We start from the raw sequence: 26001 nt of genomic DNA on the forward strand, positions 1-26001 counted from the left end.
ATGGCGTCTGAAGCCAGTCAACTGTCCGCGCCTGTCGCGGTTACCGAAGAAATCGATCTGCTCGACCAGATCGTAGAGAAGAGCAAGGTCGCCAAGTCGCGGACCGAGCATGAGCGTGCCAAGGACATCATCTCTGCGCTGGCGCAGGAAGTGATGGAAGGTACGGTTGTGGTGTCCGACAACCTGAACCTGACCCTGGATGCACGTATTGCCGAGATTGACCGGATCATTTCCGAGCAGCTCAGCGCGGTGATGCATGCCCAGGAGTTCCAGGCGCTGGAAGGCAGCTGGCGCGGCTTGCACTACCTGTGCTCGCAGACCTCCACCGGCCCGAACATGAAGATCAAGGTCTTCAATTCGCCGAAGAAGGATCTGGTCAAGGACTTCAAGTCGGCCATCGACTTCGACCAGAGCGCGCTGTTCAAGAAGGTCTACGAGGAGGAGTTCGGTACCTTCGGTGGTGCGCCGTTCGGTGCCCTGATCGGTGACTACTTCCTTGGTCGTCAGCCGGAAGACATGTACTTCATCGAGCAGATGTCGCATGTGGCAGCCGCTGCACACGCGCCGTTCCTGTCTGCCGCCAGTGAAGGCATGTTCGGCCTGGAGTCGTTCACCGACCTGGGCAAGCCGCGCGACCTGGCCAAGGTGTTCGATACGGTTGAGTACGCCAAGTGGAAGTCGTTCCGCGAGAGCGAGGACAGCCGCTACGTTGGCCTCACGCTGCCGCGCTTCCTTGGTCGTTTGCCGTACAACCCGAAGGACGGCACCACGGTTGAAGGCTTCAACTTCGTTGAAGAGATCGAAGCCGCCGATCACAGCAAGTTCCTGTGGTGCAACACCGCCTATGCGGCCGGTGCACGCCTGACCCAGGCATTCGAGAGCTACGGCTGGTGTGCGGCGATTCGCGGTGTTGAAGGTGGCGGCCTGGTCGAAGACCTGCCAACGCATACCTTCCGCACCGATGACGGCGAAGTGGCGCTGAAGTGCCCGACCGAAGTCGCCATCACCGATCGTCGTGAAAAAGAACTCAGTGACCTCGGCTTCATGCCGCTGGTGCACTGCAAGAACACCGACTACGCCGCCTTCTTTGGTGCGCAGTCGGCACAGAAGCCGAAGAAGTACAACACCGATTCGGCCAATGCCAACGCGATCCTGTCTGCACAGCTGCAGTACATTTTCGCGGTTTCGCGTATCGCTCACTACTTGAAGGCGATGATGCGCGAGAAGATCGGCAGCTTCGCATCCGCGGGCAACGTCGAGGAATTCCTGAACCGGTGGATCGCCCAATACGTACTGTTGGACGACAACGCCAGCCAGGAAGCCAAGGCGCAGTTCCCGTTGCGCGAAGCATCTGTGCAGGTTTCGGAAGTGCCGGGCAAGCCTGGTGTCTACCGTGCTGTGGCCTTCATCAGGCCGCATTTCCAGCTCGATGAGCTGTCTGTTTCGTTGCGTCTTGTTGCTGAACTGCCGGCGTCGGCAAAGAAGTCGTAACGTTTTGATGTTGCTTTAGCGTCGGGTAGGGACCTCGGTCCCTGCCTAGCGGCGGCGCACATTTCTAGAGGGCGAAGCCCCCCTCAACCGCCGGGCCCCCGCCCGGCAAACAATCTCACGGAAGAACGGAATTTAGGAGACCAGATATGCAACATGCTTTTCTTTCCATTGACACCATCAAGGGTGAGTCGCACGACGACAAGCACAAGGATTGGATTGAAATCCAGTCCTTCTCGCAGGATCTGCTGCAGCCTCGCTCGGCCACTGCCTCCACCTCCGGTGGTACCACGGCAGCCCGCGTGAATCTGTCGCCGATCGAAATCATCAAGTCGATCGATCTCGCTTCCACGGCCCTTAACCAGGCCGCCGCAAACGGCACCACTTTCCCGAAGGCACGCGTTGAGTTCATGCGTGCGGACAAGGACGGCAACGCGATCAATTACTACCTGGTCGAGCTGCTGAACGTGCTGGTACACCGCGTCACCACCACGGTTGACAAGGAAGGTATGCCGCAGGAAGTGGTTCAGTTGAGCTTCGGTGCAATCAAGTGGACTTACCAGCAGCAGAAGCCGGAAGGCGGAGTTGGTGGCAAGACCGTGGCACAGTGGAGCGCAACCAAGAACATCCCGAACTACACCGTTTGATGATGTGTTCTGCGATGGCGCGATAAGCGCCATCGCAGTCTCAATCCCGGCAAGGCCAGGAACGGCCCTGCAGTTGCATCGCTGCCTTGACGCACGGATGCCCAGCTACCGGAAACAACGATGAAGGGACTCGAACCCAGCCTGTTGGAAAAGCTGTTTGACGATAACCCGCGCAGTGCGGGTGCCGGGCCGATCTTCAAGTCCGTATCGCTGGAGCAGTACAAGGAGTCCATTGCGCGTGACCTGGAGGGGCTGCTGAACTCGCGCGCCGCTTTCCAGGAAAGCGATATGGCGGAGTTCCCGAACTGCCGCCAATCCCTGTTGACCTATGGGCTTGCCGATTTCTCGGCGATGAGCCTTGCCAATGCCTATGACCGTTCCGCCATCTGCCGCTCGTTGGAGCAGGCGGTCGGCCGCCATGAGCGCCGTTTGAAGAACGTCAATGTGCAGCTTGATGCCGGCAACCAGTTCGCCGGTGGCCTGCATTTCACCATTCATGCGCTGCTGGATCTCGAGCCTGCGCGCGAGCCGGTAAGTTTCGACGCGATGCTGCAGCCGTCCACGCTGCAGTACCAGGTTACCCGCGCCCGTCGCACCCAGCAGGCGCTCTGATGCAGGATCTGCTGCCCTTCTATGAGCGCGAACTGGCCTACCTGCGCCGTTATGGCCGCGAGTTCGCCGAGCGTTACCCCAAGATCGCCGGCCGTCTGCAGTTGTCCGCAGATGGCAGCCAGGACCCGCACGTTGAGCGTTTGATCGAGGCATTCGCGCTATTGAGTGCGCGCGTATCCAAGCGTATCGACGACGACTACCCTGAGTTCACCGACGCGCTGTTGGATGTGCTGTACCCGCACTACCTGCGACCATTCCCGGCCTGCTCGATCGCCTATTTCGATATGGACGGCGTCGCTTCCAAGCTGAGCGCACCGGTGCGGATTCCGCGCGGCACGTCCTTGCAGAGCCGCGCGGTGCGCGGCGTCCCTTGTGATTTCCGCACCAGTTACGATGTGGTGCTGGCACCCATCGGTATCTCCGCCGTCACCTATCGGGCGGTGGCCGACGCGCCCATGGCAACCGCATTGCCGAGCGGTAGTGGGGGGCAAATCTCACTGAGCTTCAATCTGCTCTCCGATCAGCTTGGGTTCGCCCAGTTGGGCACCGACAAACTGCGTCTGTTCCTCGATGGGGAGCCGTCGGTGCGCGCCGCCTTGCGTGACGCACTGCTGCTCGGTGTAAAGGCCGCGTATGTTGAGTCGGACGGCGATGGTCGCTGGCGTCGGCTTGAGTCAGTGCCGATCAGCCCGGTTGGCTTTGCTGACAGCGAAGCGCTGATTGATTTCCCGGCGCGTTCGCACCCTGCGTATCGCTTGCTGACAGAACTGTTCGGCTACCCGGAAAAGTTCGGTTTCGTCGACCTGGACCTGACCGCCACCAGCGCAGGCGCCAGCCGCCGTTTCACCTTGCACCTGATCCTGCCCGCCGGGCAGCAGGAGCGGGCCAATGCAATGGTGCTGGAGGACATCGGCCTGCACAACGTGCGGCTGGGCTGCACGCCCATCGTCAATCTGTTCAAGATCAACGGTGAGCCGATCCGGGTCACCCATCGCACGGTGAACTATCCGGTGTTGGCGGACGCACGCCGTGCCTATGCCTTTGAAGTGCATTCCATCGATTCGGTCTACCGTATCCGGCAGACACCGCAGGGCGAGGCCATCCATGAGTTCCGTCCGTTCTACTCGCTGCATCACGGCGAAGACCCGGATCGTACCGGGCAATACTGGGTCGCCCGCCACGACGAAGACATTGCAAGGCAAAGCCCCGGTTTCGAAATGGAGATCAGCTTCGTCGATCTCTCTTTCAACCCGGTGTTGCCGCAGACCGATACGGTCAGCCTGGAGTTGACCTGCAGCAACCGCGATCTACCGCATCAGCTCGCCTATGGCGTGGCGGGTGGCGACTTGAGCATCGAAGGCGGCAGCCCTGCCAAGGCCATCACATTGCTGCGCAAGCCAACCCGACCACTGCGCTTCCGCCACGGGCGGAGTGCGCAATGGCGCCTGATCTCGCATCTGTCGCTGAACCAGCTGTCCCTGAGTGGCAGCGGCCTGGCAGCGCTGAAGGAAATGCTGCGCCTGTACGACCTGTCTGGCAGCAATGTTTCCGCACGGCAGGTGGACGGCATTCTTGCACTTGAGCAGGTGCCGGCGACGACCTGGATGTCCGGTCGCCAGTTCGCATCTGTCGTACGCGGTCTTGAAATCCGCTTGACCATCAATGAGGCCCATTTTGTCGGCACCGGCGTGGCTGCATTCGCGCAGGTGATGGATCATTTCTTCGCACTGTATGTGCATGCCAATAGCTTTACCCGACTGGTGCTGATTTCCGGCGACAGCGGGGAGGAGATCGTCCGATGCGAAGCGCGCAGCGGCGAATCGATCCTGGCGTAGCCCAGCAGCTGCTGGCCGAGCCGCACCGCTTCGAGTTCTTCCAGGCGGTGCGCCTGCTTGAGCAGGTGTTCGAGCGACAAGGAGTGAAATCGGGGCAGGCAATTCCGATGCGGTTGCGTTTCCGCAACAGCCTGTCCCTGGGTTTCCCTGCGACCGAGCTGTCTGCCGAAGGTGAGGTGTACTCGCTCGCCGGCGATCGCCTGCAGGAACGTGAAGACATCGAGCAGGCGCTGGCTGCCGAAACCCTGGGCGAAGTGCATCTGACCCCGCAGTTCATGGGCTTGCTCGGCACCTCCGGTGCATTGCCGCTGCATTACACCGAAACGTTGCAGATCCGCGAGCTGTACGAGCGCGATCGCACCGCACGTGCCTTCCTCGATATTTTCTCAACCCGCGCCGTAGCGCTGCATTACGCGGCCTGGAAGAAGCACCGGCTGGCGCTGCAGTACGAGCTGGACCGGCGCGAGCGCTTTCTGCCGTTGGTGCTGTCGCTACTCGGCATGGGTATGCACGAGCTGCGCGACCGGCTGCATGACGGCGAAGGCGACATCTTCGATCAGGCAGTGGCGTACTACGCGGGCGCGATCCGGCAGCGGCCGGTATCTGCAGCGCTGATGCAGCGCGTGCTCTCGGACTACTTCCAGGTGCCGCTCGAAGTGCAGCAGTTCGTCGGCGCCTGGTACCGCGTACCGGCAGGGCAGGCGACGCGTCTGGGGCAAGCCAATGCCGTACTGGGTGCCAGCGCGTTGGCAGGTGATCGCGTCTGGCAGCGGGATCTACGCCTGCGCCTGCGCATCGGCCCGCTGTCGAAGACGGCATTTGACGATTTCCTGCCCGGCGGAACTGCAGCCCTGGCCTTGGCCAAGTGGCTGTCGCTGCTTACCGGCGGGACGCTCGAGTACGAAGTTCGATTGGTACTGCGTGCCGAGGACGTCCAAGGCAGCGCACTGGGAACAGGAGCGCGCTTGGGTTGGGACAGTTATATGTGTACACGCGGGCAGGACGGCGCGCGCGACGACACCACCTATGGCATCCATACATTGCAATAACGAGGCGCCGGCAGCGATGACGCTGCCGGTAATTGAACGGTTTCAGCAGGGAGTGCGTGGTTCCGAATGAGCATCAACCTCAAAACACTTATCAGCAAGTTGGACGACACCTGCCGTCAGGCGACCCAGCGTGCAGCCAATCTGTGCATGGCGCGTGGGAACTACGAGGTGGATCTGGAACATCTGTTCCTCGCCTTGTTGGAGCAGCCCAAGAGCGACTTCGTGCTGATCGCCCAACGCAGTGGCATATCCCCCGAATCACTCGAGCGCGATCTCAGCGACGAGATCGGCCAGTTCAAGACAGGCAATACGCGTACGCCGGTGTTCTCCCAGCATCTGCCGGCCCTGTTCGAGCACGCCTGGCTGATCGCCTCGCTGGATTCGGAAACCACCCGCATCCGCAGTGGCCACCTGCTGCTGGCGCTGCTGACCGAGCCGGATCTAGCGCAGCTGGCCTACCGCGGCTCCAAGTTGTTCGTGCGCTTCAAGCGTGAAGAGCTCAAGCACGATTTTGCCAAGCTGACCGAAGGCTCGCAGGAAGCACAGACCGTTCGCTTCGCTGATGCTTCGGCAACGGGCGAAGGTGCTGGCGAAGATGCGGATGCAGTGCCGGGCGAGGCCAAGGGCGGCCTGTCCAAGACTCCCGCGTTGGACCAGTTCACCACCAATCTTACCCAGCGTGCGCGTGACGGCAAGATCGACCCGGTGATCGGCCGTGATGCCGAGATCCGTCAGGTTATCGACATCCTGATGCGCCGCCGCCAGAACAATCCCATCCTCACCGGTGAGGCTGGCGTCGGTAAAACCGCCGTCGTCGAAGGCCTTGCCCGTCGCATTGCTGAGAAGGATGTTCCCGACGTGCTGCAAGGCGTTGAGCTGCACACCTTGGACATGGGCTTGTTGCAGGCCGGTGCCAGCGTCAAGGGCGAGTTCGAGAACCGTCTGAAGAACGTGATCGATGAGGTCAAGAAGAGCCCGCACCCGATCATCCTGTTCATCGACGAAGCCCACACCATGATTGGTGCCGGCGGCTCCGCTGGCCAGAACGACGCCGCCAACCTGCTCAAGCCGGCCCTGGCGCGAGGCGAGCTGCGCACCATCGCCGCCACCACCTGGAGCGAGTACAAGAAATACTTTGAAAAGGACGCCGCCTTGGCGCGTCGTTTCCAGGTAGTGAAGGTGGAGGAGCCCAGCGAAGTGCTGGCCGCCGCCATGCTGCGCGGCATGGTCAGCCTGATGGAGGCGCACTTTGGCATCCGCGTGCTGGATGAAGCCGTGACCGAAGCCGTGCGTCTGTCGCACCGCTACATCAGCGGCCGCCAGCTGCCGGACAAGGCCGTCAGCGTGCTCGATACCGCCTGTGCAAAGGTCGCACTTGGGCAGAGCGCGACGCCCGCGATCATCGAAGACACTCGCAAGCACCTGGATCGGATCGAGGCCGAGCTGGCTGCATTGCAGCGCGAGACTGCCGGCGGCAGCACCTTGCATGAGGAGCGTCTTGCCGAACTGAAGGCGCAGCAGCTTGAAGCGCAGGCTGTGCTTGCCAGTAATGAGCAGCGTTTGAGTGTCGAGCGCGAACTGGCCGGGCGGGTTGCAGCGCTGCGCCAGCAGCTTGAACAAGGCCTGGCGGGCGAGGGTGATGCGGATTCCTCCGCGGACGAGCAGGCCGACGTCGCTGTCGCAAGAACAACTGGCAAGCGCAGCAAGTCAACGCGTGAGCTCTCGCCACAACATGCAGAGCTGGCGAAGTTGCAGGCGGAGCTGCGTGACCTGCAGGGCGAGACCCCGATGGTTCCGCTGCAGGTGGATGGCACCGTCGTCGCTGAGATCGTGTCGGCATGGACCGGCGTGCCGCTTGGTCGCATGGTCAAGGATGAGATCCGCACCATCCGCTCGTTGGGCAGCCTGCTGGAAGAACGGGTCATCGGCCAGGATCACGCGCTCGACGCCATCGCCCAGCGCGTGCGTACCGCGACCGCGAAATTGGAAGACCCGAACAAGCCGCGCGGCGTGTTCATGTTTGTCGGGCCCTCCGGCGTGGGCAAAACGGAGACCGCGCTGGCCTTGGCCGACATTCTGTATGGTGGTGAGCGCAAGCTGATCACCATCAATATGAGTGAGTACCAGGAAGCGCATAGCGTGTCCGGCTTGAAGGGCTCGCCGCCGGGTTACGTCGGCTACGGCGAAGGCGGCGTGCTGACTGAAGCTGTGCGCCGCAACCCGTATAGCGTGGTGCTGCTCGATGAAGTGGAGAAGGCGCATCCGGACGTGCTGGAAATGTTCTTCCAGGTGTTCGACAAGGGCGTGATGGATGATGCCGAAGGCCGCGAGATCGACTTCCGCAATACCTTGATCATCCTCACCTCCAATATCGGCTCCTCGCAGATCATGCAGTCCTGCCTGAACAAGCCGGCAGAAGAAATTCCCGCCGCAGACGCACTTGCCGAAGCCCTGCGGCCGATCCTGATGCGCAGCTTCAAGCCGGCCTTCCTTGGTCGTTTGAAGGTGGTGCCGTATTACCCGATCAGCGATGACGTGCTGGTGCGCATCATCAGCCTCAAGCTCGGCCGCATTCGTGACCGCGTCAGCGCAAACCACAAGGCCAGCTTCAGCTGGGACGAAGGTCTGGTTGAAGCTGTACTGGCGCGCTGCACCGAGGTGGACTCGGGCGCACGCAATGTCGATCACATTCTCAACGGCACCTTGTTGCCGGAGATTGCGGAGAACGTGTTGACTGCCATGGCCGAAGGCACCCGCATCAACAGCATCAAAGTCAGCGCCGGCAAGAAGGGCGATTTCAAGTACAAAGTTTCTTGATTACGGAAGAAGGAGAACAGCATGGAATTTTTCGGATTTGACCGCCAGGCAGCACTGAACCACTGCGACAGCCTCGAGCTGGGCCTGGGGCGCGACCTCGACCGCGTGCGCGCATGGAATCGCCTGCGCCCGGAACACATCGTCGAACTGCTCGAAACTGCAGTGCCGGCAGCGCGCCAGGATGCACGCATTGTGGCTGGCCAGATCAGCCGTGGCTCCTGGCGCATCCACATGGATAGCGCGCCGGTCGGCAAGCCGCAGCTGGTGAGCAATATGCGTGAGGTGCTTATTTCCGCTGGTGGGCGTGACTATCGCCTGCAGGTCAGCGAAGGCGTGCGTCTGCGCCTTGAGGAAATCGCGCAGGTCGCTTGATGCAACGGTAACAACGCCATTCCGGTGCTGGCGGGTACCGGAATGGATGGCAACAAACAGATGCATCCAGCAGTTTTCAGTCCGGGCCGTAGTGCGCACTACAGCCCATGAAGGCAGATCAACACCATGGATTTGGTAAACAACGTATTGGCAGCCCTGGCCGGGCCCGCACAGACACAGCGCTTCCTGCGGCTGCATACCGCGCTGGGCGGCGACGTGCTGGTTGCGGAAACCCTGGATGGCGTCGAGCAGATCGACGGTATCGGCTTTCAATGGACGATCACCGCGCTATCCGTTGATGCTGGCCTGCAATTGCAGCCGCTGATCGGCAAGCCTGCCTTGCTCCAGCTGCAGCAGGCCGACGGCAATCATCGACCGTTGCACGGACGCATCACCGCCGCCGAACGGATTGGTAGCAATGGCGGCCTCGCCCGTTATCGCCTGCGCCTGCAACCATGGTTGGCATTTCTGTCGCAGCGCGTGGACAGCTACGTATTCCACGACAAGACCGTGGTCGAGATCATCGAAGACATCTTCGCCGACTACGGCGGCTTGGCGCCCGAGTGGCGCTGGGTGCTTAACGATGCCAGCCAATACGCCAAGCGCAGCCTGACCACGCAGTACCAGGAGAGCGATCTGGCGTTCGTACAGCGGCTGCTGGCCGAAGAAGGCATCTTCTATTGGTTCGAGCATGAAGGCGACCCGGATGCGGCAGCTTTCGGCAAACACACCCTGGTATTGGCCGATCACGCGCATGACGTTACCGATCTCGGTAGCGTGCGCTTCCATCGCAGCAATGAAAGCGAACGCAGCGATACCATCCAGCAGTGGCAGGAAGCTCGCAGCTGGTGCACGCCGAAGGTGGAGCGGGCAACCTGGGATTACCGCAGCCTTGAGCGTCGCCAGGCAAGCGCCGAAGCAGAGCAGGGTGCCGACCTCGGTGTGGTTGACCAGGACACCAGCGGGCCTTATGGCTGGCAGGACAATGCGCGCGGGCAACGTCGCGCGCAACAGCATCTGGATGCACTGCGCGTGCGCTCGCACCTGATTGAAGGCGGCGGCCAGTGGCGCGCACTTGCGCCGGGCGCCAAGCTCGCTTTGTCACAGCACCCGCAGGTGGCCGAGGACGCCGCATTCCTCTGTATCTCGGTACGACACCAGGCCCGCAATAACCTGGATGCTGATGTATTCGATGCACTCGAGCAGACGTTGGGGCCGATCAACCAGCGCGCCCTGGAGCTGCCAACGGCATTGGCGGGCATCCGTAATGGTGCAGGCCGTAATGACATCAACACAGGTTTCTACGACAATCAGTTCGCGGTGATTCCGGCCGAGGTCATCTACCGTCCGCAGACCGAAGATGGGCATGGCGTACACCTGCACCCGCGCCCCAGCGTGACCGGCACCTTGAGTGCAGTTGTGGTCAGTGATGGCGATCCCTTGCTGTCTGACCGCGACCACCGCATCAAAGTGCAGTTCCCGTGGCAGCGAGGCGGCAATGCCAGCAACGGCTTGGCGCACCCGGCCGGCGACGACAACGCGCCCGCCAGCGGTAACGCCTGGACATGGGTGCGCGTCATGACCCCGTGGGCCGGCGACAACTGGGGTGGCGTAGTGCTGCCGCGGCGCGGCCAGGAAGTATTGGTCGCGTTCCTGGAAGGCGATATCGACCGCCCCGTGATTGTTGGCGCGCTCTATAACGGCCGCGGCCAACAGGACGCACAGCACAACAAGTTGAACAGCGGTGGCGCCAACGCCACTGGCAATGCCGCCGCATGGTTCGAAGGCAATGACCACGCCGCCGTGTTTACCGGCTTCAAGAGCCAGGCGCTGGCAGAAAGCCAAAGCGGCACCGGCGGCTATCAGCAGCTACGCTTCGACGACACGCCGGGGCAGGGCCGCGCCCAGCTGTCGACAACGCAGCACGACACCACCTTGACCCTCGGCCACCTGAAAGGTGGCGACGACAACGTGCGCGAAGGCGAGCGCGGTTTCGGCGTCGAGCTTTCAACCCAAGCACACGGCAGCCTGCGTGCCGGTCGTGGCCTGCTGCTGACAACAGAGGAAGGCACGCCGCAGATGGCTGCACCACAAGCCATCGCACAGTTGCAGCAAGGCCACGACCTGCTCAAAAGTCTCGCCGACTCCGCAACTGATCAGACTGCGCAGCTGCCCAAAGATCCAGCCGAACTGCCCATCGATCAAACCCTGACCGAACTGCAGGAACAGCTGAAAGCAACGCATAGTGGCAGCAGCGCCGGCAGCATCAATGGTGGCGATGGCGAAGCGCCTGGCTGGAGCGCGCCCGTACTACTCGGCAGCGGCGTAGCCGGCGTGATGAGCCTGACCCCGGCCGATCAAGCATGGGTAAGCGGTACCCACACCTTGCTGAGCAGTGGTGTCGCATTGAACTGGATGACGCAGGGCTCGCTGAGCCTGGCAGTCGCGCAAGGTCTGGTGCTCTACACAGTGGGCAGCGAGGGCAGGAAAGACAGCCCCAACCAGGAGCGCGGCATCGCCCTGCACGCAGCACAAGGCAAAGTCAGCGCAAGGGCGCACAAGAACCAGGCCACGATCGCTGCGAAGACCAATGTCCGCATCGCTAGTACTGAAGCCGATGTCGAGATGGCAGCGCCGAGCAAGCATCTGCTGGCCACTGCGGCTGGTGCCTACATTCGGATTGAAGGTGACAATATCGAGCTGGGTGCGCCCGGGAAGATTGAGTTCAAAGCTAGCCAGAGGGATTGGGTGGGGCCGGCTAGTGCGAGCGACGTTCAGTCGCTACCCAAGGCTGAGTTGAAAGCATGCCCAACCAAGGACGACGCTGCCGCAGCCGCTGGCGCAGCGTTTATCTGAATTATGGGCAAACAGTTGAAAGGTGAAGTGATTAGAAGATTTCTCGCTGAGCGCGCCGTTGAGGCGACCGGAGGGATTGTTGTTCTGTTCGATCGGTTCCTTGGTTCCGGTTTGGATGAAGAAGTATTCAAGACGCGTGGCTGCGACAGCGCGTATGTTCGCTTGAAGCATCCTGCATATAACGATATCGGACGTACGCCAGTTCTTTTTCGCATCCGATCGGAAGATTCCGATTTGCTCGGGCTAGCGTTGGACGTAGCGCTTTCGGAGCAAAGGTACCAAGTTGCAGAAGCGACCAATGGTTTGACTGTCTCGGGTTGGTTGGAGACGGACGTGACTTTGGAGGTTTTGGCGCAGCATCTCGCCGCCATGATGGAACAGCGTGGCGGTGGTCTCAGTAAGGCCGGGGTATTTCGCCTTTGTGATCGGCGGGTTCTTGAGCTTGCTTGGGAGGTATTCAACACTGCGCAGAAGTCCGTTCTGTTGGGGCCGATATCAAGGTGGCACATGGTCGACAGGCGCGGACACCTGAGGAGTTTGGTTCGCCCAGCTGCAGAGAGTAGTCGGAGCCTCCTGCGTTGCGCGTTGCAAGTGTCTGAGGCGCAAATTTTTGAGTTGAGTCAGTGCCAGCAGATTCAGGAAATGTTGCGCGGTTGGCGAAGCATCGTCGAAGACTTACCTCCGGATTACCTTGGTAGGGTGCGCTCAGCACTTAATGGCGCTATCAGTGCCGGGCTGTCTGAGAATCAAGATGTGTTACTTCTTGCTGCCTATACCTTGCAGATCCATCCTCGCCTTGCAATCCATCCAACGGTCCGGGCGTCATTGCGAAGATCAATAGAAGAACAGATTCCATTGATGGATGTTTTAGCCGAAATTCCCGATCCGGACGGCTGGGAGCGAATCAAGAACGATTTGAGTGGGATAGCATCCGCTGGGCGTTCATATGAAATGGAAAACAAATTAGGATCATGAATATGGATATTGGCAATCAACCTATAATGACCTACAGCGCTAAAGCCGCTCAGGCGGCAAGCGCAGGTAGCCGATGCAACCAAGGTGGATGTCCATCTTGTGTGAAGGCGGGGTTGCCGATTCTTGTGGTGAGACCGGGTGTTGTCGCCAAACCCTATTTGGCACCTATTCAAGGTCATCTTGCGCCAATGCTGCGCCGTCTAGGTATGCCACAGCTGAAATATCTTGATTACGCTGCGCGTACGCTTCGCGAAGGCTATCTTTACGCGTTTTATGAGCGGCCACATACCCCAGAGATAAAGGCGCAGAATGGTTGGCAGGTGAATTTGGTGGATGAAGGGGGCTATTTAACGCCAACACAGCTTTCCCCAATTCCACTGGTGGGTATAGGTGATGTTCCAGCCTTTTCCTGCCAGCGTACCGAAGGTTACGCAGCAGCAATGCTGTTTGTTATTCCTGATGCAAAGAATACTGGCCGGGTATGGCTTGCGTTTAGTGAAAGTCCTTGGGCGCCCAAAGTTCTGGAGCGTTACGCAAAGGACGAAAAGCTACGAAGTCAGCGGATGGTATGCATAAATGCCCGGTCTGCCGCGTGCGATATATCGCTCCCGCTCACTGGTGAATCCGTAAGTAGATTTGTTTATGACTATGCCGTCAGCTTTGGTTCGCTGGCGGACGAGAACAATCCACACAAGCGGTGGACGCCCCGATCAGCCAGTGGGTTAGCCTTTGAGCTCAACGTGCCAGGTCAGAAAACAGGTAAGGTACGATCTGAGAACGCCTTTGATCTCATTGATGCTGCAAAGACCACTTTGTCGCGCGGAGGTAATCAGTACGCAGAGTCTGATTTGTTGATGGTCATGGTTGACGACATAGTTGGTGTCAGTCATGAAACTGCTGTTTTACGGACCACGCACTTCAAGAGCGCGTCTGAATATGTTTTAGGAAGGGCGGATGGTGATGCGGAAAAAGCGGATTGGATGCTTAAGTCGGCTTTGAGCGTTGAGGGTGTGATGGCCAGCCTGAGACAGGCTGGAGCGCGCAAGCAACAGGAGTACGAAGACGCCGGTTATTCGAAATATGACAAGACGGCAATGATGTACGATGTATTCAATCAGATGCAGGGCGCCAAGATGCTTCCGCCAGAGGCGGAGTTTCTGGAGGGGAGCTCAATCTCTCCTGGTGGAGGCTTGCCGCCATTGCCAGACTATTCTGTTCCGGGTACGGTTCGCCTCCCTTCTCCCGTCAAACAAGCGGAGGAGCAGTGTCGAAAATTGCGCAACAAACTACGTGGAAGTAAGTCAAAGCCAGAGTATCTCTCGTTCCTGGAAGCGTACCAAACTCACGTCCGCAGGGACTCTGACGGTTTGTTGGCGATGGAGGGCGATCATTTTGATTGCCTGGATTGCTCGCCACGAAAATTTCTGTATGGATATGATTTCGACGAGAATGACGCGCTTAGCGGGTTTTTCTACGCAGCTACTACGGCGCGTATCCTCGCGGGTGGGCACATCACCGGAAACAGTGGTACGCAAGCTGTGGACTCGGGTGCTTCCGATCTTGGAAGAGGCAAGGGTGCCGATTGGTATGCTCGGTATCTCAGTGATAACCCAGATCTGAAGGAGAACATTCTACTTCGGGCATTGCTTGGCAATACTTCTCAGGGTTTCAAGGAATGGCTCGAAAAGCGCGACGGCCATTACGGCTTGATGGGTAACGTCCTAGATAACATAGAGGAGTTGGCCAAGAACCCTGGGGCTGCAGGATGGGTGAAACTGGGAGGTAAGTCAGCTAATGCGCTACGCATACTGGCTGCTGGCTACGTATCGGCGTTGCTTCCAATCACAGGTGGTGTCGCCTGTGTTCTGCAATTGAGTGGAAGGCTCGCGCCAGCAGCTTTGGCTCGAATGTCGACGCTGGTATCTGTGTTGAGCAATGCCGGAGCGCGTCGGGCAAGTGCTACGCTGGTCGGCGTCACCATGCCACTCTATAAGGCGCTACGCGTTTGGCGTCGTATGATGATCGATGTTCAAGACGCCGCTATTGCAGCGGGCCATATAACAAGCGCGAATAGAGCTGCTGTTGTCAATTTCGGTAGTATGTTGAAAAGCATGGGTGCAACTACGGCGGCCGACACTATCGTCGAGGTTTTTTTGTGGGTGGATAAGGCGCCTCGCGAGATGGAAGCTTGGGCGCAGGCGAACGCTCTAAAGGCAGTAGCATTGACCGGTACGATTCGTCGGGGAGGTCAAGCGGCACATTATGCCATCCGTCTGATGCCTGGCGTTGCAACTGCAAGTTGGACGCAAGCAGTGCGCTATATATCGGGAAGCACTTTGGCCCGGTTGGCAGGTGCGTCAACCAAGGTTCTTACTAACGGGACCGCGGTTATGGCTGGCGGCGCTGGAGTGCTTTCGATATTCTCGATAATGAAGAATTATGAGCAGTTTTCCAAGGGCAACGGGGCGGAACGTGTAGATGCGGTAATTGGTATTTTGACCGGAGCGGTTGTATTCGCCGGGGCTGCACTCACTTTGCAGGAACAAATCTACCGGGCACAAGGCAAGGACCTGCTGGCGGCTAATATGAAGATGTTGGCAGGTAGATTGGTTGCGGCAGCGTCGTTTGTTGACGCTGTTGTGAACGCAGTTAAAGCAAACATTGCGAGAACCAGGGGGGATAGTGCCTCGTTTGGCATTTTGGGCCTACAGTCCTTGGTTCTGCTCGGCGCAGGCGCGGCGGCTTGGGCTGCTGCAGTTGGCTCTTCTGCGACGATCCTTGGAATTAGCATGACTGGTTGGGGGCTGATTCTCGCGCTTGTCGGTATCGGACTGACTTTCGTCTACTATTACTTCAAAGATTCTCCCATGGAAGAGTGGGGGGCTAGATCTTTCTGGGGAGTTGGTGGTAGCGGTGGGTTTAGAAATATGCAAGTTGAGCAGGTCCAGCTAGATCTTCTGCAAGCGGGCGTGAAGATTGAGTTCGAGCTAAGATTGCTCACGGATATAAATAGTCCAGGCGGCAAAGGAATTTTCGCAAACGCGACGCCATGGATGCTTATTTGGAATATGATCAATGACAAGGATCGCAGCAAGCGTGGCGGCGCGCGCGAGGGCTGGGTTAGGGTTGTCATGCCCGAAGAATTGCGGAAATCGGTAAACATCTACATTGGCGTATACGCTGCGGAACGTATGGGTAGGGGTATAGCATTGCTTGGCGCATATATGTCTGAGGGGGGGAGTCTAGGCGTACTGACGAGCGAGTATCCGGACGTGCTGGATATTCGAGATGAAGTGATTCAGGTGGGAAGCGAGAAACGAGAAAATGCATTGTTCGAGCTGGTTCAGGCGTGTGGGGTCCCAACTTTTAAATATAAGGACGCTCACGCAATTGTTTGGGTGCGGGGATTGGATAGAGATGGAGAGGATGCCATCGATAACGGGTTTAAGATTAAGTTAATCGACGGTGGGGGTTGAATATGGGTTTGAAGGAAACAACAGTTGAGGTTTGGAGTAAGGCAGAGCCTGAGGTGGTATTTAGTTCTGCGCTTTCGCAAGATAACGCGCATGCGCGACGTGCGCCTTATCGTATTCTTCCGCTGGATCATTCGGTGCCGCTTGATGTTGATCCTGTTGCGTTCGATGCGGTACTGCGAATCTATCCTGAAGGCCTGGAGATTGGTAGCGTTCGTGGCGAATACGCTAAGAGTGTTGGCTGGTCGAGACTTTCCGCATATTTTATGTGGGCAATTGGGGGCGTTTTTTTTGTTTTGTTATTGATGGCGCTGGTGGAGGTCGAAATCCCTATAACAGTTGATCTTCTGTTCACGCTGGCTTTTTTTGGGTTTCCGTCATATTTTCTTTTTTGCTTCGGGACCTATTTTTGGCGCCTAGCGACAAAGAACTCGCTGGATGATCCGGTGCTATTTAACAAAAAAACAAAGTTGGTCTATATCCTTCCGTATCTAAAGGGAGGTTTTTTTAGATTCTGGAAGAACGGCTCTCATGGCACACCTATAGCATACAGATGGGATGATCAGATTCGAGCGCGCATCTACAACTATATCTACTTCCGAGGAGCGAATCTTGCATCGGAGGGTTTTGAACTCGGCCTGCTTGCTATTCGTCAAGGCACTGCGAACGAAGTGGAGCAGCTGATCCAACTGGGTGTTCAATCCAACGGTTTCGACAGCACGCAGTTGGCGCTATGGGAGCACATCAGGCAGTACATGGAAGAAGATGGCCCCCCGCTACAGCCAGGCGACAAGTTGCGCGCAACTGATCTATCTCGCGTTCCAGAATTTCCTGCAGAGATCATCGAAGAGGCTGGTGGCCCCGCCTTGGACCAAGATGCAATTGACCAGTTGGTCCAGGCGAAGCGAAGCCAGTGATTACCATTACGGTTGCGAGCATAGATTTCAGGCGGTCCGCACAATGTTGCAGTAGCAGTACTCCCTCAGATTTTCAGAATTTTTTGTCGTTATCGCGGAGCCAACACCTCTTTGATAATTCCCGCGCCGAATGGGTTGAAAAAGACGATAGCTATGGTAGATGCAGTATGGCTACGAATGAGCGCAGTGCGGCGTTGGCCGCAGAGCGGGTAGATCTGACGGTAGGGAGCCCTCTTTTCGTTCCGGGGCGCAGGCCAATGTATCCTTTGCCGATTAAAGGCAAGTATGGACGTTCGAGTGATCTGGTTTTGGCCGGTAACGAGAGCGCGGCCAGATTTAATCCCGGCGGGGGATCGGTGGGTGCGGCAAATGGTGGGCTCATTATGCTCTCTCTGATGTTGTTGCTGATAGCCGGAGTCCTTTGCCAGTGGGTTATTTTTGAGCTTATGAAAGGTAGTGGTGCGAGTTTATTTATCGTCCTCTTCTCGGGAGGTGTGGCTGCACTTCTGGTCTGGGTGATAGTTGCGTTGGTACGAACTGCAATAAAATCGCCTGTCACTTACCCAATTCTGATAAGTCGAAAAATGGGTTTGCTCGTGCAGTTGCAAGGGAAAAAGAGGGTCGAGGCAAGCTGGGAAAAGTTGAGGCCGTATATTGAACCTGTTACCAGCATTAGTTCAGTTGGATCATCAACGTCATGCAATATTCATCTCATTGAGGCCGCTGAGGACGGGTGTAGTGCGCGTTGTCAGATTCTGCTCCAAAACGCTCTGGGTATCTACGATTGTCTGGCAACATATGAGTTCTTGGCGCGATACATGGAAGGCGATTGGGATGGATTGCCGGACATTCATCTTTTACCGGCTGAGCGCCCCGCTTTCTGGGATGCCTATCGGTACGGATTCTTTAATCCGTGGATAGGGGTTCCGCACTGGCGGGATCGATCATCAGCCTCTCGGAGACTGATGTGGATATTTACGCCCCTCTGGACAATAATATTTTGGCCGCTTGTTATGCTGACTATCCTCGGCAGCAGGATGGGCAGTCTGCCAAGATTTAGCGATGAAAAGGTTGCACTTGCTGGTCTGGATTCGTCGGGTGTCGTCGCTGAATTACTTGGTTCGAAAATCAAGGCGCCTCTTCCACTAGCGGAGGATGAGCGATTTCTCTATCGCCTCTCTGTTGTCTCTGGTGGGGCTCTGTGGTGTGCTCTAACATTGGCCATGCTGTCTTTCATGTTTGAGTGAGTAAGAGGATTGGCTCCTGATCTGATTCGGAATGCACTGAGGCGTTGGTCGTCGATAAAACGTTCCGAGTTATCTAGGCCTACTTATTGGGTTGATTGCAATGATGCATTCCGAATGACAACTATGTCTCGCGCCCTAGCTCAGCCGGCGGACAGGGTCGACGTTAATCACGACATGCCGTTGTTTGTTCAAGGCAGAGGAGCGATGTATCCCCTGCCGGTAAAGGGGCGATACGGAAGATCTTTCGACCTCGTCTTAGATATCAATGAGGGATTCGCATTATTGAATTCTGCAGGGACATCGGCAAGTGCGGCTAATGGAATTCATATTCTTTTGGTCATGTTGCTATCGGTGACGATGTTGTTCTTTGGTGGCTGGATATTCCTGGCGATGGTAGGAAAAGGAAGTGGCGACTGGTTTATAACAGCGGCCTGCGTGCTTGGGTTTATCCTGTTCGGGGTTGGAAATGTTGCAGTCATCAAATCGTTGAGGCGGCAGGTGATTGGCTTTCCGCTATTAGCGCTTCGTAAAGAACGTAAGGTTGTTCAGTTGCAGGGCAGTGTTCGTGTTGAGGCCGATTGGGAACGTCTTAGGCCCTACATTGAACCTGTGACGAGCGTAAGTTCTGTGGGCGCATCAACGTCCTGTAATGTTCATTTAATTGAGCCTACTGAAGACGGACGCAATGCCCGCCGGCAAATTTTGTTGCAGAACGCACTGGGTTTATACGATTGCTTGGCTACATATGAGTTCTTGGCGAGGTATATGGAGGGTGACTGGGAAGGTTTGCCTGATATACATTTGATTCCAGGTGTCCGCCCTAGGTTCTGGGACGCATACCGCTACGGTTTCTTTAACGGTTGGATTGGTGTCCCGCGCTGGGATGAACGCTCTGAAGCGTCCCGTCGTTGGATGTGGGTGCTTACTCCCCTGTGGACGGCAATTTTCTGGCCTTTGGTAGTGTTAACAATTGCAGGTACGCGCACCGGTCGTGTTCTGCGATTTGATATAAGCGAGATTGGGAAAGCACACGATGGCACTGCGGAGCCAATGCCGGCATCGCTTCAGGACAAGATCAAAGCACCATCGCGATTGCAACCTGCGGAGAAGTTTCTTTATTGGGTTTCAATGATGTCTGGTGGCGTGTTGTGGGGTGCAATAGCGCTGAAGTCCGCTATGTTTATTTTTGGGGCCGATAGTGCAGATATGGTGAACAACTAGAGCTGTTTTGATAATGTTAGTGCATAGCAGTTCCGCAACGTTGGAGCCGAGCATGCCAAGTTCGAGTTCGTATGTCCCATGCTAGTAATGGAGGGTCATATCACAAGGCACTGATGGCCAAAAAAATAAATGTAGTACCGTCGTAATAGGCGACGGCCTCGGCCTAGCAAAGAAATTGTCACGTGCCCGTGAACTTGATCAAGGCATTCTTGGAGGTGTCCGGGCAAACTAGCCCCAAGGAGACCTCCGATGCGCAAGAGCAAATTCGCCTAGAACGAACTGCTCGCCGGGCCCGTCCAGCGCACCGGATCGCCAAGAGCTAATTGTTATTCTGACGGGAAACTTGTGGGCTGCAAAGGTGATGATGGCATTAAAGGGAACAACGGTTGAGGTTTGGGGCGAGGTGTCGCCTGCCCGTAAACTTGATCCAGGCTTTCTTGGAGATGTCCGGGCAAATTCGGCAAGCTGTTTCAAGGGTTCATCGCCGCGGTTTGGTCTGGAATCACAAACGCGTCTGGCGTGTGTATTGCCTGATGAAGCTCAATCAGCGTCGGCGAGGGAAGAAGCGTCTTACAAATCGACACCCGATGCTGTTGGTGGCCGGTGAGCATATCGACGGTAGTTGGTCGATCGACTTCATGTTCGACGCGCTTTGGGGGGGGGCGCCCCGCTGTCGGCTGACCGTAGGCCGTGGATAACGAATCACTTGGAAATTAGCAATCCTTCCGGCGCAAGTTCTGGTTGCGCGCTGCACTTCGATCAGCGGGGCGGGGATGTCGGTGGAGGATAAAGATGAACACTGAAGCGGCGTCATCGGTACGAGTTCTGGTTGGCACCATGCGCAACCTTGAAGTTGAAGTAACAACGGTTGACGCGTTCCTGGGGGAGGAGTTGCAAAAGCGCAGTGCGCTTGCCGGAACGCTGGCAGCTGCTGCCGGATTGAGCGGGCTAGCTGCTGGGATGGTGGCTATGTCTATGGAAGAGATGCGCGAGGAGGCTTTTGCGCTGACTTTTCAGTTGGGTGATGAGGAAGTGCGTGCGGTTTTATGGGGGAACCCATTTCAGGATGGAGATGAGGTTGAAGTGGTGGCGGAAGAGGCCGATGGCTACATGCGAGCATTCGCCGTGCTTCGTCCACGTGACCGGATCATCGCTCTCTTCCCTCACGTTGTGTCCGGTAGAACGGCGCATATTAAGACCACAATCAGGGGTTTGCTGTGGATGTCATTGGCTGTCGTTATCGTCACTAATGTCGTGCTAACTTTTTTCTGGGTTCTAGGTGGTGGAGGGGATTTGCCTATGCTGATCGTAACTATTGGCGTGGTGATTTTGGCGGTTGTCGCTATTTTTTCACTTATTGGTTGGAATGTTTCAAGAAAGTATCTTCCGTTTGTGAAGATGGCGGAGATTGTTTTCACTTCGGTTGGTTGGAAGAACCCTGAGGAAATAAATTTGCGCAAGAAGACTATGATTTCAATTCGGCCGAATGATCCGCCAGCGCTCGGTCCTTTCTATTTTCGCTATTAATCGGCATCAGAAGCAGTATTGCTAATTGAATATTCTACAATCGATCGCGGTCTTCCTATGAATGATCGAGGGGCGTCAATTTCAATGCTGTATTGGTAGTTATGCAAGCAGCGGATGGAGATTTACGCGCATATGGAGTGAGTGGATATGTTGACAGGTTGGTATCCAAAATTTGAGACTGAGAGAGGGATACTCAGTGTTGAGAAGAAGGAGCATCTTGCTCGGGGTGTGAGCGGTGATTTCCATCCAGATGACTCCGCATCACTGATATCCCTTAACTCGACATATGCGGACTTCGTGGATCGAACCTTTTCAATGAAAGGCTTCATCCCGACATTCGCCGCAGGTGCTCTTAGCCTTTTCATTGCCGTTGTTGCTATTTGTGCCGTGGTTTTGGTCTTTCCGGTGAATCCAACATTGACCGAGTTCACGGTTGTGGTTCTATTTCTATTGCTGGTGGGCGGGTTGGTATTTTTTTTTTTTTTGGAACCTGGTGCTTCGACACGACTTATTTGCATGCCGTTATTATCCGATTAGATTCAATAGGCTGACGAAGAAGGTTCATATTTTTAGGAATAACGGCGCGAATGGCGAGATTGTTGTTTCTTGGGGAAGTGAACGTCTCTTCTTCTTTGTGGGTTGGGGCAATCAAAACAAGGAGTTGTGCGACCTTCGTTGCCATATTTTAGATAAAAATAGGATCATCGTAGATACGTTTACTGTAGGGACTTTCACTGACGATCCTTCGCGAGTTCGTGGTCGTTGGGAATTTATTAATAGGTACATGGACGGCGGGCCCGATTATGCTGTTGCTCACGAGTCGGATAAGATCGTTACGCTGTCCATGAAGAACAGCTTTAGGAACTCATATCGCTGGACCTGCTTCTTGCTTGGCAGGTCGTTGTTTCCCTTAAGGCACTTCCTGTTTCCTTGGTATGGGGTATTGGCGCTAAGTCGTTGGCTGGTTATGGCAACATGTGCGACGCCCCATTTTTCGCCCGCGACCGTTGCGGAGAGTAGATTTGATCCAAATGACGAGGGGCGTTGGGAAGAGCCTGAGTACATCGACCAGTTTGGTGAGCGCCCGGACGTAGTGGCGAGAATGAGGCAGCTTCATCGTGAGCGGAAGCGCGGAAGGGGCGGTACAGACCCCTTGTAGTTCGATGCCTGCTTCGCTTAAGAAAAAGCCCGCCTAGGCGGGCTCGTTGAGAAGCAGTGTAGAGCCTCCCGATGGCTGAGTCAGCGTCGTTCGGGAATTGCTGACTTCCCGTCGATGCCCAAGCGCAGCACACACGCCATCACATAGCAGGACAAGCAGGATCCCTCCCACGCACCCCTGCACAGATCTTCGCGCGACACTCCAGCCCCTTGGTGGTGTTCGCACCAGGGCAGGCACGCAGCTGGGTCTGGATGGTCGATTCTGTTGAAGCAGTCTTCCGCGTTGCCACCTGCTCGAATGCGACGCGTTCGTCATCGGCACGCTTCTTGTCGTCTGCTTCGATCTTCGCGATCAGATCGTCCATGGTCTGAGGCTGTGGCGCTGCAGCAGCTTTCTTCTTCTTGCTTTCTTCTTCCTTGATGATGCCCAGCAGCGTGCCGAGCAGGTTTTCATCCTGCGTCCTGCTGCCAGCAGCAGTGCGTGCAGCTGCTGGTGCGCGCTGCGCACGCGCTTCTCTTGCAGGAGCTGCAGTCGTTGCACTTGAACTTGTACTTGCTGTCGCAGGCAACGCCTGCGTCGGTGTGGCTGCATTGCGGCTGTTTGCGTCCGTGGTGTCCGGTGCATCAACAATCATCGCGGCGCCATTGCTGCCTGCAGCTGCGGGTGCGTCCGGGTGTCCGGTGACAGAAGTTGCAGACGAATCTGGAACTGCGTCAGGGTTCAACGAGTACTCGGCATCGTCCTGTGTGGTGCTGCTTGAGAGCCACCACAGTGTTGCGGTTGTGAATGCAAGCAGCAGTGCGCAACCCGCACCAACCCACAACCAGACGCGCCGGCTTTGGGGGGAGTGGTCTTTGGTGGCGCGCGATGATGCGGCAACCTGTCGACCTTCCATGTCTGCGAGAATGCGGCCCGTGTTCGGTGCCGGGCCGTTGTTCTGCGCTCCCCCTGAGAGCAGACTCGGCCGATTTATTCCGCCATTATTCAAGTGCTTCCAGCCCTTGGTTTGAGTCGGCTAGTGCCGAAACGAATACGCGCATTTGTAGAGTAAGCCTCTCGATGCGTCAACCAGCATTGTCGTCATGGAGGACCGGTGACTGTAATTGTCGTTGTAGCCATTGTGCTGTTGCTGCTTGTTGCGTTGCTTTGCTGGGGCCTGTTGTTCCCTGAGTCGCTGGGTCCGGTGTTTGCGCGTCTGCGGGCGCGCTGGGTTGCAGTGCGACAAAGGGCGGGACGTGCAGGCAGTCGCGCTGGCGCAGGTGCTGCGCGTGTACGCAGTGGGGTTCGTGAAGAAGTTGTGAGTGTACGTGGCACGCTGCGTCGTCACTGGCCCGTGCTGGCCATCGCGATAGGCTTGCTGTGTATCCCTCCGGTGATAATTCTGATGTCACGACAGACAGTGGTGCTGTCTGATTTCCGCGGTGATGATCTTGCCGAGTCCGGTTCCATGGTTGCGCAGTTGTTGCGCGGTGAGCGCTTGACGCCGCCGCCTGCGCCGCCGCCGGAAGTGTTCACGACAACTGAAATTCGCCGCCTGCGACCAGAGATAGTCACTGCTGATCGCAAATGGAACCAGATTGATCCGGATCTGCAGCAACGCGTTCTGGCTATCTACGAAGTCATGCGCCGTCAGTATGGTTACGAGATGGTGTTGATCGAAGGCTATCGCAGCCCCGAGCGACAGGCCGAGTTGATGGCCGGTGGCAAGGCGACTCGTGCAGGCGCCTGGCAAAGCTGTCACCAGTACGGTTTGGGTGTGGACAGTGCGCCAATTCGTGACGGACGTCTGCAATGGGACATGGAAGATCCGTGGACCCGCCGCGGTTATTTTCTGTACGGTGAGCTTGCTGAACAGGCAGGTCTGGATTGGGGCGGCAACTGGCGCAGCATCAAGGACTATGTGCACGTAGAGGCCACGGCGCGATGCAAGGTGGCACGCAACGCGAAGCGTGATGAACTGCGACGCCAAGGCTTATAAGCGCGAACAAGTGCTGGTATCGTACGCCGGTGATGACTCGGGTCGCCGTTGGACAGGGGCGATGGAAAGACCGGGTCACGGCGAATCAAGGAGTGTGATGCATGGCACGACCGTTTATCGTTGTCGGCGACAAGTTAAGTCATGGCGGTAGCGTGGTGTCTGGCACTGCCCAGACAGACGTGAATGGAAAGCCAGTTTCCCGCATCGGGGACCGCGCCATCTGCGCGGTGCACGGGGCAACTTCAATCATCAGTGGTGACGCTACCGTCGTAATCGACGGGCAGCCTGTAGCACGTGACGGAGATCGCACTGCATGTGGGGCCACGTTGATGGCCACACAGAGCAGCACTGGGTTGGGCTGAGCGCAACACGCGGTACAGGAGCAGCGCATGGAGCACAGCGACTGATGGCAGGATGGTTGAAGAACGCGGGGAGCGTAATGATGGTTTTTGTCGCCACCTGGGCGGCGGCCATCATGTACTGGCGTAGCAGTGGCACCACCCCCAATGGCATGCAGATGCTCGCCTACCTCGGCGTATTGCCGGTGGGGTTGAGCGGTGCGGGCTACATGCTGCGCGGCATGCTTTCACGTGGCGTTGACAAGGCGGTTGCAGCAGGCGCGAATGCCGAAGAGGCCGCACCTGCAGCAGTTGAGTCCAACAGCACGCATGTTTCCTCGGTGGCAATCACCGCAGGAAGCGTTCACTTGCCTGCGGGCAACGATGCGAACGCGGTGTTGGCCGTCGCCTCGGCGTTGCCACGGCCGCAGTTGGACACGCGTTTCCGCGACGCCAACAATCTTCCGATTCGTGTGAGTGCCGTCGCTGGTCTTGACGAGTGGGCAGTGTTGTCCGAGCGCGAAGGAACGATTGATACCGCTGCCCATGAGCGGCGCGCGATGGCGTTGTTGCAGCCCGTTCTCGAACAATTACTCGACGCGGCTTATGGCGCGATGCCGGCAATTGTTGGTGGTGAAGAAGTTGTGATTGCTGGTCTGCGCCGGCGCGAAGAAGATCGGGTCGAGAATGTCCTTACCGTAGAGCTCGTCGTTTCGCCTTCCTGGTCGGACGGTCTGCGTCATTGGGCGCAGACATGGCTGCAAGAACAGGCACTGCAGGCCGGGTTGGATGCGCGGCGGTTTGATGTGCGCATCAGCGTGTTCGAGCGCTCCGGTGATGTGTGGCCACATCTGCAGCGGGTTGTGGATGCCTTGAGCTCGGGCACGCCGCGCTGGCATTTGCTCGCTTCCTGCTATTCGGCGATAGACGCTGCAGTCATCAACAACTGGTTGGCGCGCGGCCTGCTTGCAACCGCGCAACACGCCGACGGTCATGTGCCGGGCGAGGGTGCCGCTGGTGTGTTGCTGGCCAGCAGTCAGCTTGCAGGTGAGGGCGCAGCGCGTTTCTGGCGGCCGCAGTTTGAGCGGCTGGAGCCGGTTCACGGCGCGCGTCCTGCAGAGCTCCGACGTCAGCTCGCCAGCGCGGCATCGCAGTGGTTGCAGCCTTTGCTTGCCGATGCGGCGCGGGTGCAGTTCGTGCTGCACGATTCCGATCAACGCCCTGAATCGCTGGTTGATACAGCGGCAGTCACGGCTGCGATCAACCCTGATCTTGATTTCAGTTCACAGAGTCTTGCCCTGGCATTGTGCTCTGGTGAACTCGGCCCGGTGTTGCCGGTCGCCTTGTTGGCCTTGGCCCAAGCGCAGTTGCAGCGCCAGTCCGAGGCAGTTGTGTTGCTGGGCGTTGCCGACGCGCAGCAACGGTTGTTTGGTCTCGTAGAGCCGCTTCCTTCCCCGACGCTGGCGGTTGCAATGCCGGCAGTCTCCTGA

20 protein-coding genes and 1 pseudogene are annotated in these 26001 nt (G+C 57.4%); 20 read left to right on the forward strand and 1 reads right to left on the reverse strand.

Features of this window, described 5'->3' with window-relative positions; translation table 11 throughout:
* From tssC to AC1VWL_RS00430, 17 genes and pseudogenes are all read left to right on the forward strand, one after another.
* Positions 1-1491 carry a type VI secretion system contractile sheath large subunit gene (gene tssC, locus AC1VWL_RS00350; RefSeq protein ID WP_482985345.1) on the forward strand — a complete coding sequence of 497 codons (1491 nt, stop codon included), beginning with the start codon at positions 1-3 and terminating at the stop codon, positions 1489-1491.
* A gap of 146 nt (positions 1492-1637) precedes the next feature.
* Positions 1638-2135 carry an Hcp family type VI secretion system effector gene (locus AC1VWL_RS00355; protein ID WP_057628616.1) on the forward strand — a complete coding sequence of 166 codons (498 nt, stop codon included), beginning with the start codon at positions 1638-1640 and terminating at the stop codon, positions 2133-2135.
* Positions 2136-2255: 120 nt separating this feature from the next.
* Complete coding sequence (gene tssE, locus AC1VWL_RS00360) at positions 2256-2747, forward strand: type VI secretion system baseplate subunit TssE (protein ID WP_481533814.1); 492 nt, start codon at positions 2256-2258, stop codon at positions 2745-2747.
* Positions 2747-4582, forward strand: a complete 1836-nt coding sequence (gene tssF / locus AC1VWL_RS00365; RefSeq protein WP_481533815.1) for a type VI secretion system baseplate subunit TssF — start codon at positions 2747-2749, stop codon at positions 4580-4582. Before tssE ends, tssF begins: the two co-directional genes overlap by 1 nt.
* The gene (tssG, locus tag AC1VWL_RS00370; protein WP_482985346.1) at positions 4546-5631 is read left to right on the forward strand and encodes a type VI secretion system baseplate subunit TssG; all 1086 of its coding nucleotides are present in this window, start codon (positions 4546-4548) and stop codon (positions 5629-5631) included. The genes tssF and tssG overlap by 37 nt, the downstream gene beginning before the upstream one ends.
* 66 nt (positions 5632-5697) lie before the next feature.
* Complete coding sequence (gene tssH / locus AC1VWL_RS00375; RefSeq protein ID WP_482985347.1) at positions 5698-8448, forward strand: type VI secretion system ATPase TssH; 2751 nt, start codon at positions 5698-5700, stop codon at positions 8446-8448.
* A gap of 21 nt (positions 8449-8469) precedes the next feature.
* Positions 8470-8820, forward strand: coding sequence for a hypothetical protein (locus AC1VWL_RS00380; RefSeq protein ID WP_303749862.1), 351 nt, complete (start codon positions 8470-8472; stop codon positions 8818-8820).
* 126 nt (positions 8821-8946) lie between these two features.
* Positions 8947-11676, forward strand: a complete 2730-nt coding sequence (locus AC1VWL_RS00385; protein ID WP_482985348.1) for a type VI secretion system Vgr family protein — start codon at positions 8947-8949, stop codon at positions 11674-11676.
* A 3-nt stretch (positions 11677-11679) separates the two neighbouring features.
* Entirely contained in the window at positions 11680-12651 is a 972-nt protein-coding gene (locus AC1VWL_RS00390) for a DUF4123 domain-containing protein (protein WP_482985349.1), read from the forward strand.
* Entirely contained in the window at positions 12648-16127 is a 3480-nt protein-coding gene (locus tag AC1VWL_RS00395) for a T6SS effector BTH_I2691 family protein (RefSeq protein WP_482985350.1), read from the forward strand. The genes AC1VWL_RS00390 and AC1VWL_RS00395 overlap by 4 nt, the downstream gene beginning before the upstream one ends.
* A 2-nt stretch (positions 16128-16129) precedes the next feature.
* Positions 16130-17041 carry a DUF6708 domain-containing protein gene (locus tag AC1VWL_RS00400; RefSeq protein WP_482985351.1) on the forward strand — a complete coding sequence of 304 codons (912 nt, stop codon included), beginning with the start codon at positions 16130-16132 and terminating at the stop codon, positions 17039-17041.
* 257 nt (positions 17042-17298) lie between these two features.
* Complete coding sequence (locus AC1VWL_RS00405; protein ID WP_482985352.1) at positions 17299-18288, forward strand: hypothetical protein; 990 nt, start codon at positions 17299-17301, stop codon at positions 18286-18288.
* A gap of 114 nt (positions 18289-18402) precedes the next feature.
* Positions 18403-19509, forward strand: coding sequence for a hypothetical protein (locus tag AC1VWL_RS00410; RefSeq protein ID WP_482985353.1), 1107 nt, complete (start codon positions 18403-18405; stop codon positions 19507-19509).
* Positions 19510-19935: 426 nt separating this feature from the next.
* A pseudogene (locus AC1VWL_RS00415) lies at positions 19936-20171 on the forward strand (IS3 family transposase); the annotation flags it as partial.
* A 130-nt stretch (positions 20172-20301) separates the two neighbouring features.
* Positions 20302-21036 carry a putative type VI secretion system effector gene (locus AC1VWL_RS00420; RefSeq protein WP_482985354.1) on the forward strand — a complete coding sequence of 245 codons (735 nt, stop codon included), beginning with the start codon at positions 20302-20304 and terminating at the stop codon, positions 21034-21036.
* Positions 21037-21177: 141 nt separating this feature from the next.
* On the forward strand, positions 21178-21573 hold the full coding sequence (locus tag AC1VWL_RS00425) for a hypothetical protein (RefSeq protein WP_482985404.1): 396 nt from the start codon (positions 21178-21180) through the stop codon (positions 21571-21573).
* A complete protein-coding gene (locus tag AC1VWL_RS00430; RefSeq protein ID WP_482985398.1) occupies positions 21530-22195 on the forward strand; it encodes a DUF6708 domain-containing protein in 666 nt (221 codons plus the stop codon). Before AC1VWL_RS00425 ends, AC1VWL_RS00430 begins: the two co-directional genes overlap by 44 nt.
* 139 nt (positions 22196-22334) lie before the next feature.
* Here the strand turns inward: AC1VWL_RS00430 and AC1VWL_RS00435 are convergent, their stop codons facing one another.
* Positions 22335-23090, reverse strand: a complete 756-nt coding sequence (locus tag AC1VWL_RS00435; RefSeq protein ID WP_482985355.1) for a hypothetical protein — start codon at positions 23088-23090, stop codon at positions 22335-22337.
* 198 nt (positions 23091-23288) lie between these two features.
* On the opposite strand from AC1VWL_RS00435, the gene AC1VWL_RS00440 reads away from it, so the two are divergent.
* The 3 genes from AC1VWL_RS00440 (at position 23289) to AC1VWL_RS00450 (ending at position 26001) form a co-directional block, all read left to right on the forward strand.
* A complete protein-coding gene (locus AC1VWL_RS00440; RefSeq protein WP_482985356.1) occupies positions 23289-24173 on the forward strand; it encodes a M15 family metallopeptidase in 885 nt (294 codons plus the stop codon).
* 101 nt (positions 24174-24274) lie between these two features.
* Complete coding sequence (locus tag AC1VWL_RS00445; protein ID WP_303749871.1) at positions 24275-24535, forward strand: PAAR domain-containing protein; 261 nt, start codon at positions 24275-24277, stop codon at positions 24533-24535.
* An 80-nt stretch (positions 24536-24615) separates the two neighbouring features.
* Complete coding sequence (locus tag AC1VWL_RS00450) at positions 24616-26001, forward strand: hypothetical protein (RefSeq protein ID WP_482985357.1); 1386 nt, start codon at positions 24616-24618, stop codon at positions 25999-26001.

It is taken from the genome of Stenotrophomonas sp. STEN063, assembly GCF_056854515.1.

Bases quoted from the DNA above. Each gene is read 5' to 3' on its own strand.
- AC1VWL_RS00355 (WP_057628616.1), top strand. From the start codon at position 1,638: ATGCAACATGCTTTTCTTTCCATTGACACCATCAAGGGTGAGTCGCAC.
- tssG (WP_482985346.1), top strand. From the start codon at position 4,546: ATGCGAAGCGCGCAGCGGCGAATCGATCCTGGCGTAGCCCAGCAGCTG.
- AC1VWL_RS00390 (WP_482985349.1), top strand. From the start codon at position 11,680: ATGGGCAAACAGTTGAAAGGTGAAGTGATTAGAAGATTTCTCGCTGAG.
- AC1VWL_RS00395 (WP_482985350.1), top strand. From the start codon at position 12,648: ATGAATATGGATATTGGCAATCAACCTATAATGACCTACAGCGCTAAA.
- tssE (WP_481533814.1), top strand. From the start codon at position 2,256: ATGAAGGGACTCGAACCCAGCCTGTTGGAAAAGCTGTTTGACGATAAC.
- AC1VWL_RS00385 (WP_482985348.1), top strand. From the start codon at position 8,947: ATGGATTTGGTAAACAACGTATTGGCAGCCCTGGCCGGGCCCGCACAG.
- AC1VWL_RS00450 (WP_482985357.1), top strand. From the start codon at position 24,616: ATGGTTTTTGTCGCCACCTGGGCGGCGGCCATCATGTACTGGCGTAGC.
- AC1VWL_RS00405 (WP_482985352.1), top strand. From the start codon at position 17,299: ATGTATCCTTTGCCGATTAAAGGCAAGTATGGACGTTCGAGTGATCTG.
- AC1VWL_RS00420 (WP_482985354.1), top strand. From the start codon at position 20,302: ATGAACACTGAAGCGGCGTCATCGGTACGAGTTCTGGTTGGCACCATG.
- tssH (WP_482985347.1), top strand. From the start codon at position 5,698: ATGAGCATCAACCTCAAAACACTTATCAGCAAGTTGGACGACACCTGC.
- AC1VWL_RS00445 (WP_303749871.1), top strand. From the start codon at position 24,275: ATGGCACGACCGTTTATCGTTGTCGGCGACAAGTTAAGTCATGGCGGT.
- AC1VWL_RS00380 (WP_303749862.1), top strand. From the start codon at position 8,470: ATGGAATTTTTCGGATTTGACCGCCAGGCAGCACTGAACCACTGCGAC.
- AC1VWL_RS00400 (WP_482985351.1), top strand. From the start codon at position 16,130: ATGGGTTTGAAGGAAACAACAGTTGAGGTTTGGAGTAAGGCAGAGCCT.
- tssC (WP_482985345.1), top strand. From the start codon at position 1: ATGGCGTCTGAAGCCAGTCAACTGTCCGCGCCTGTCGCGGTTACCGAA.
- AC1VWL_RS00410 (WP_482985353.1), top strand. From the start codon at position 18,403: ATGACAACTATGTCTCGCGCCCTAGCTCAGCCGGCGGACAGGGTCGAC.
- AC1VWL_RS00435 (WP_482985355.1), bottom strand. From the start codon at position 23,090: ATGGAAGGTCGACAGGTTGCCGCATCATCGCGCGCCACCAAAGACCAC.
- tssF (WP_481533815.1), top strand. From the start codon at position 2,747: ATGCAGGATCTGCTGCCCTTCTATGAGCGCGAACTGGCCTACCTGCGC.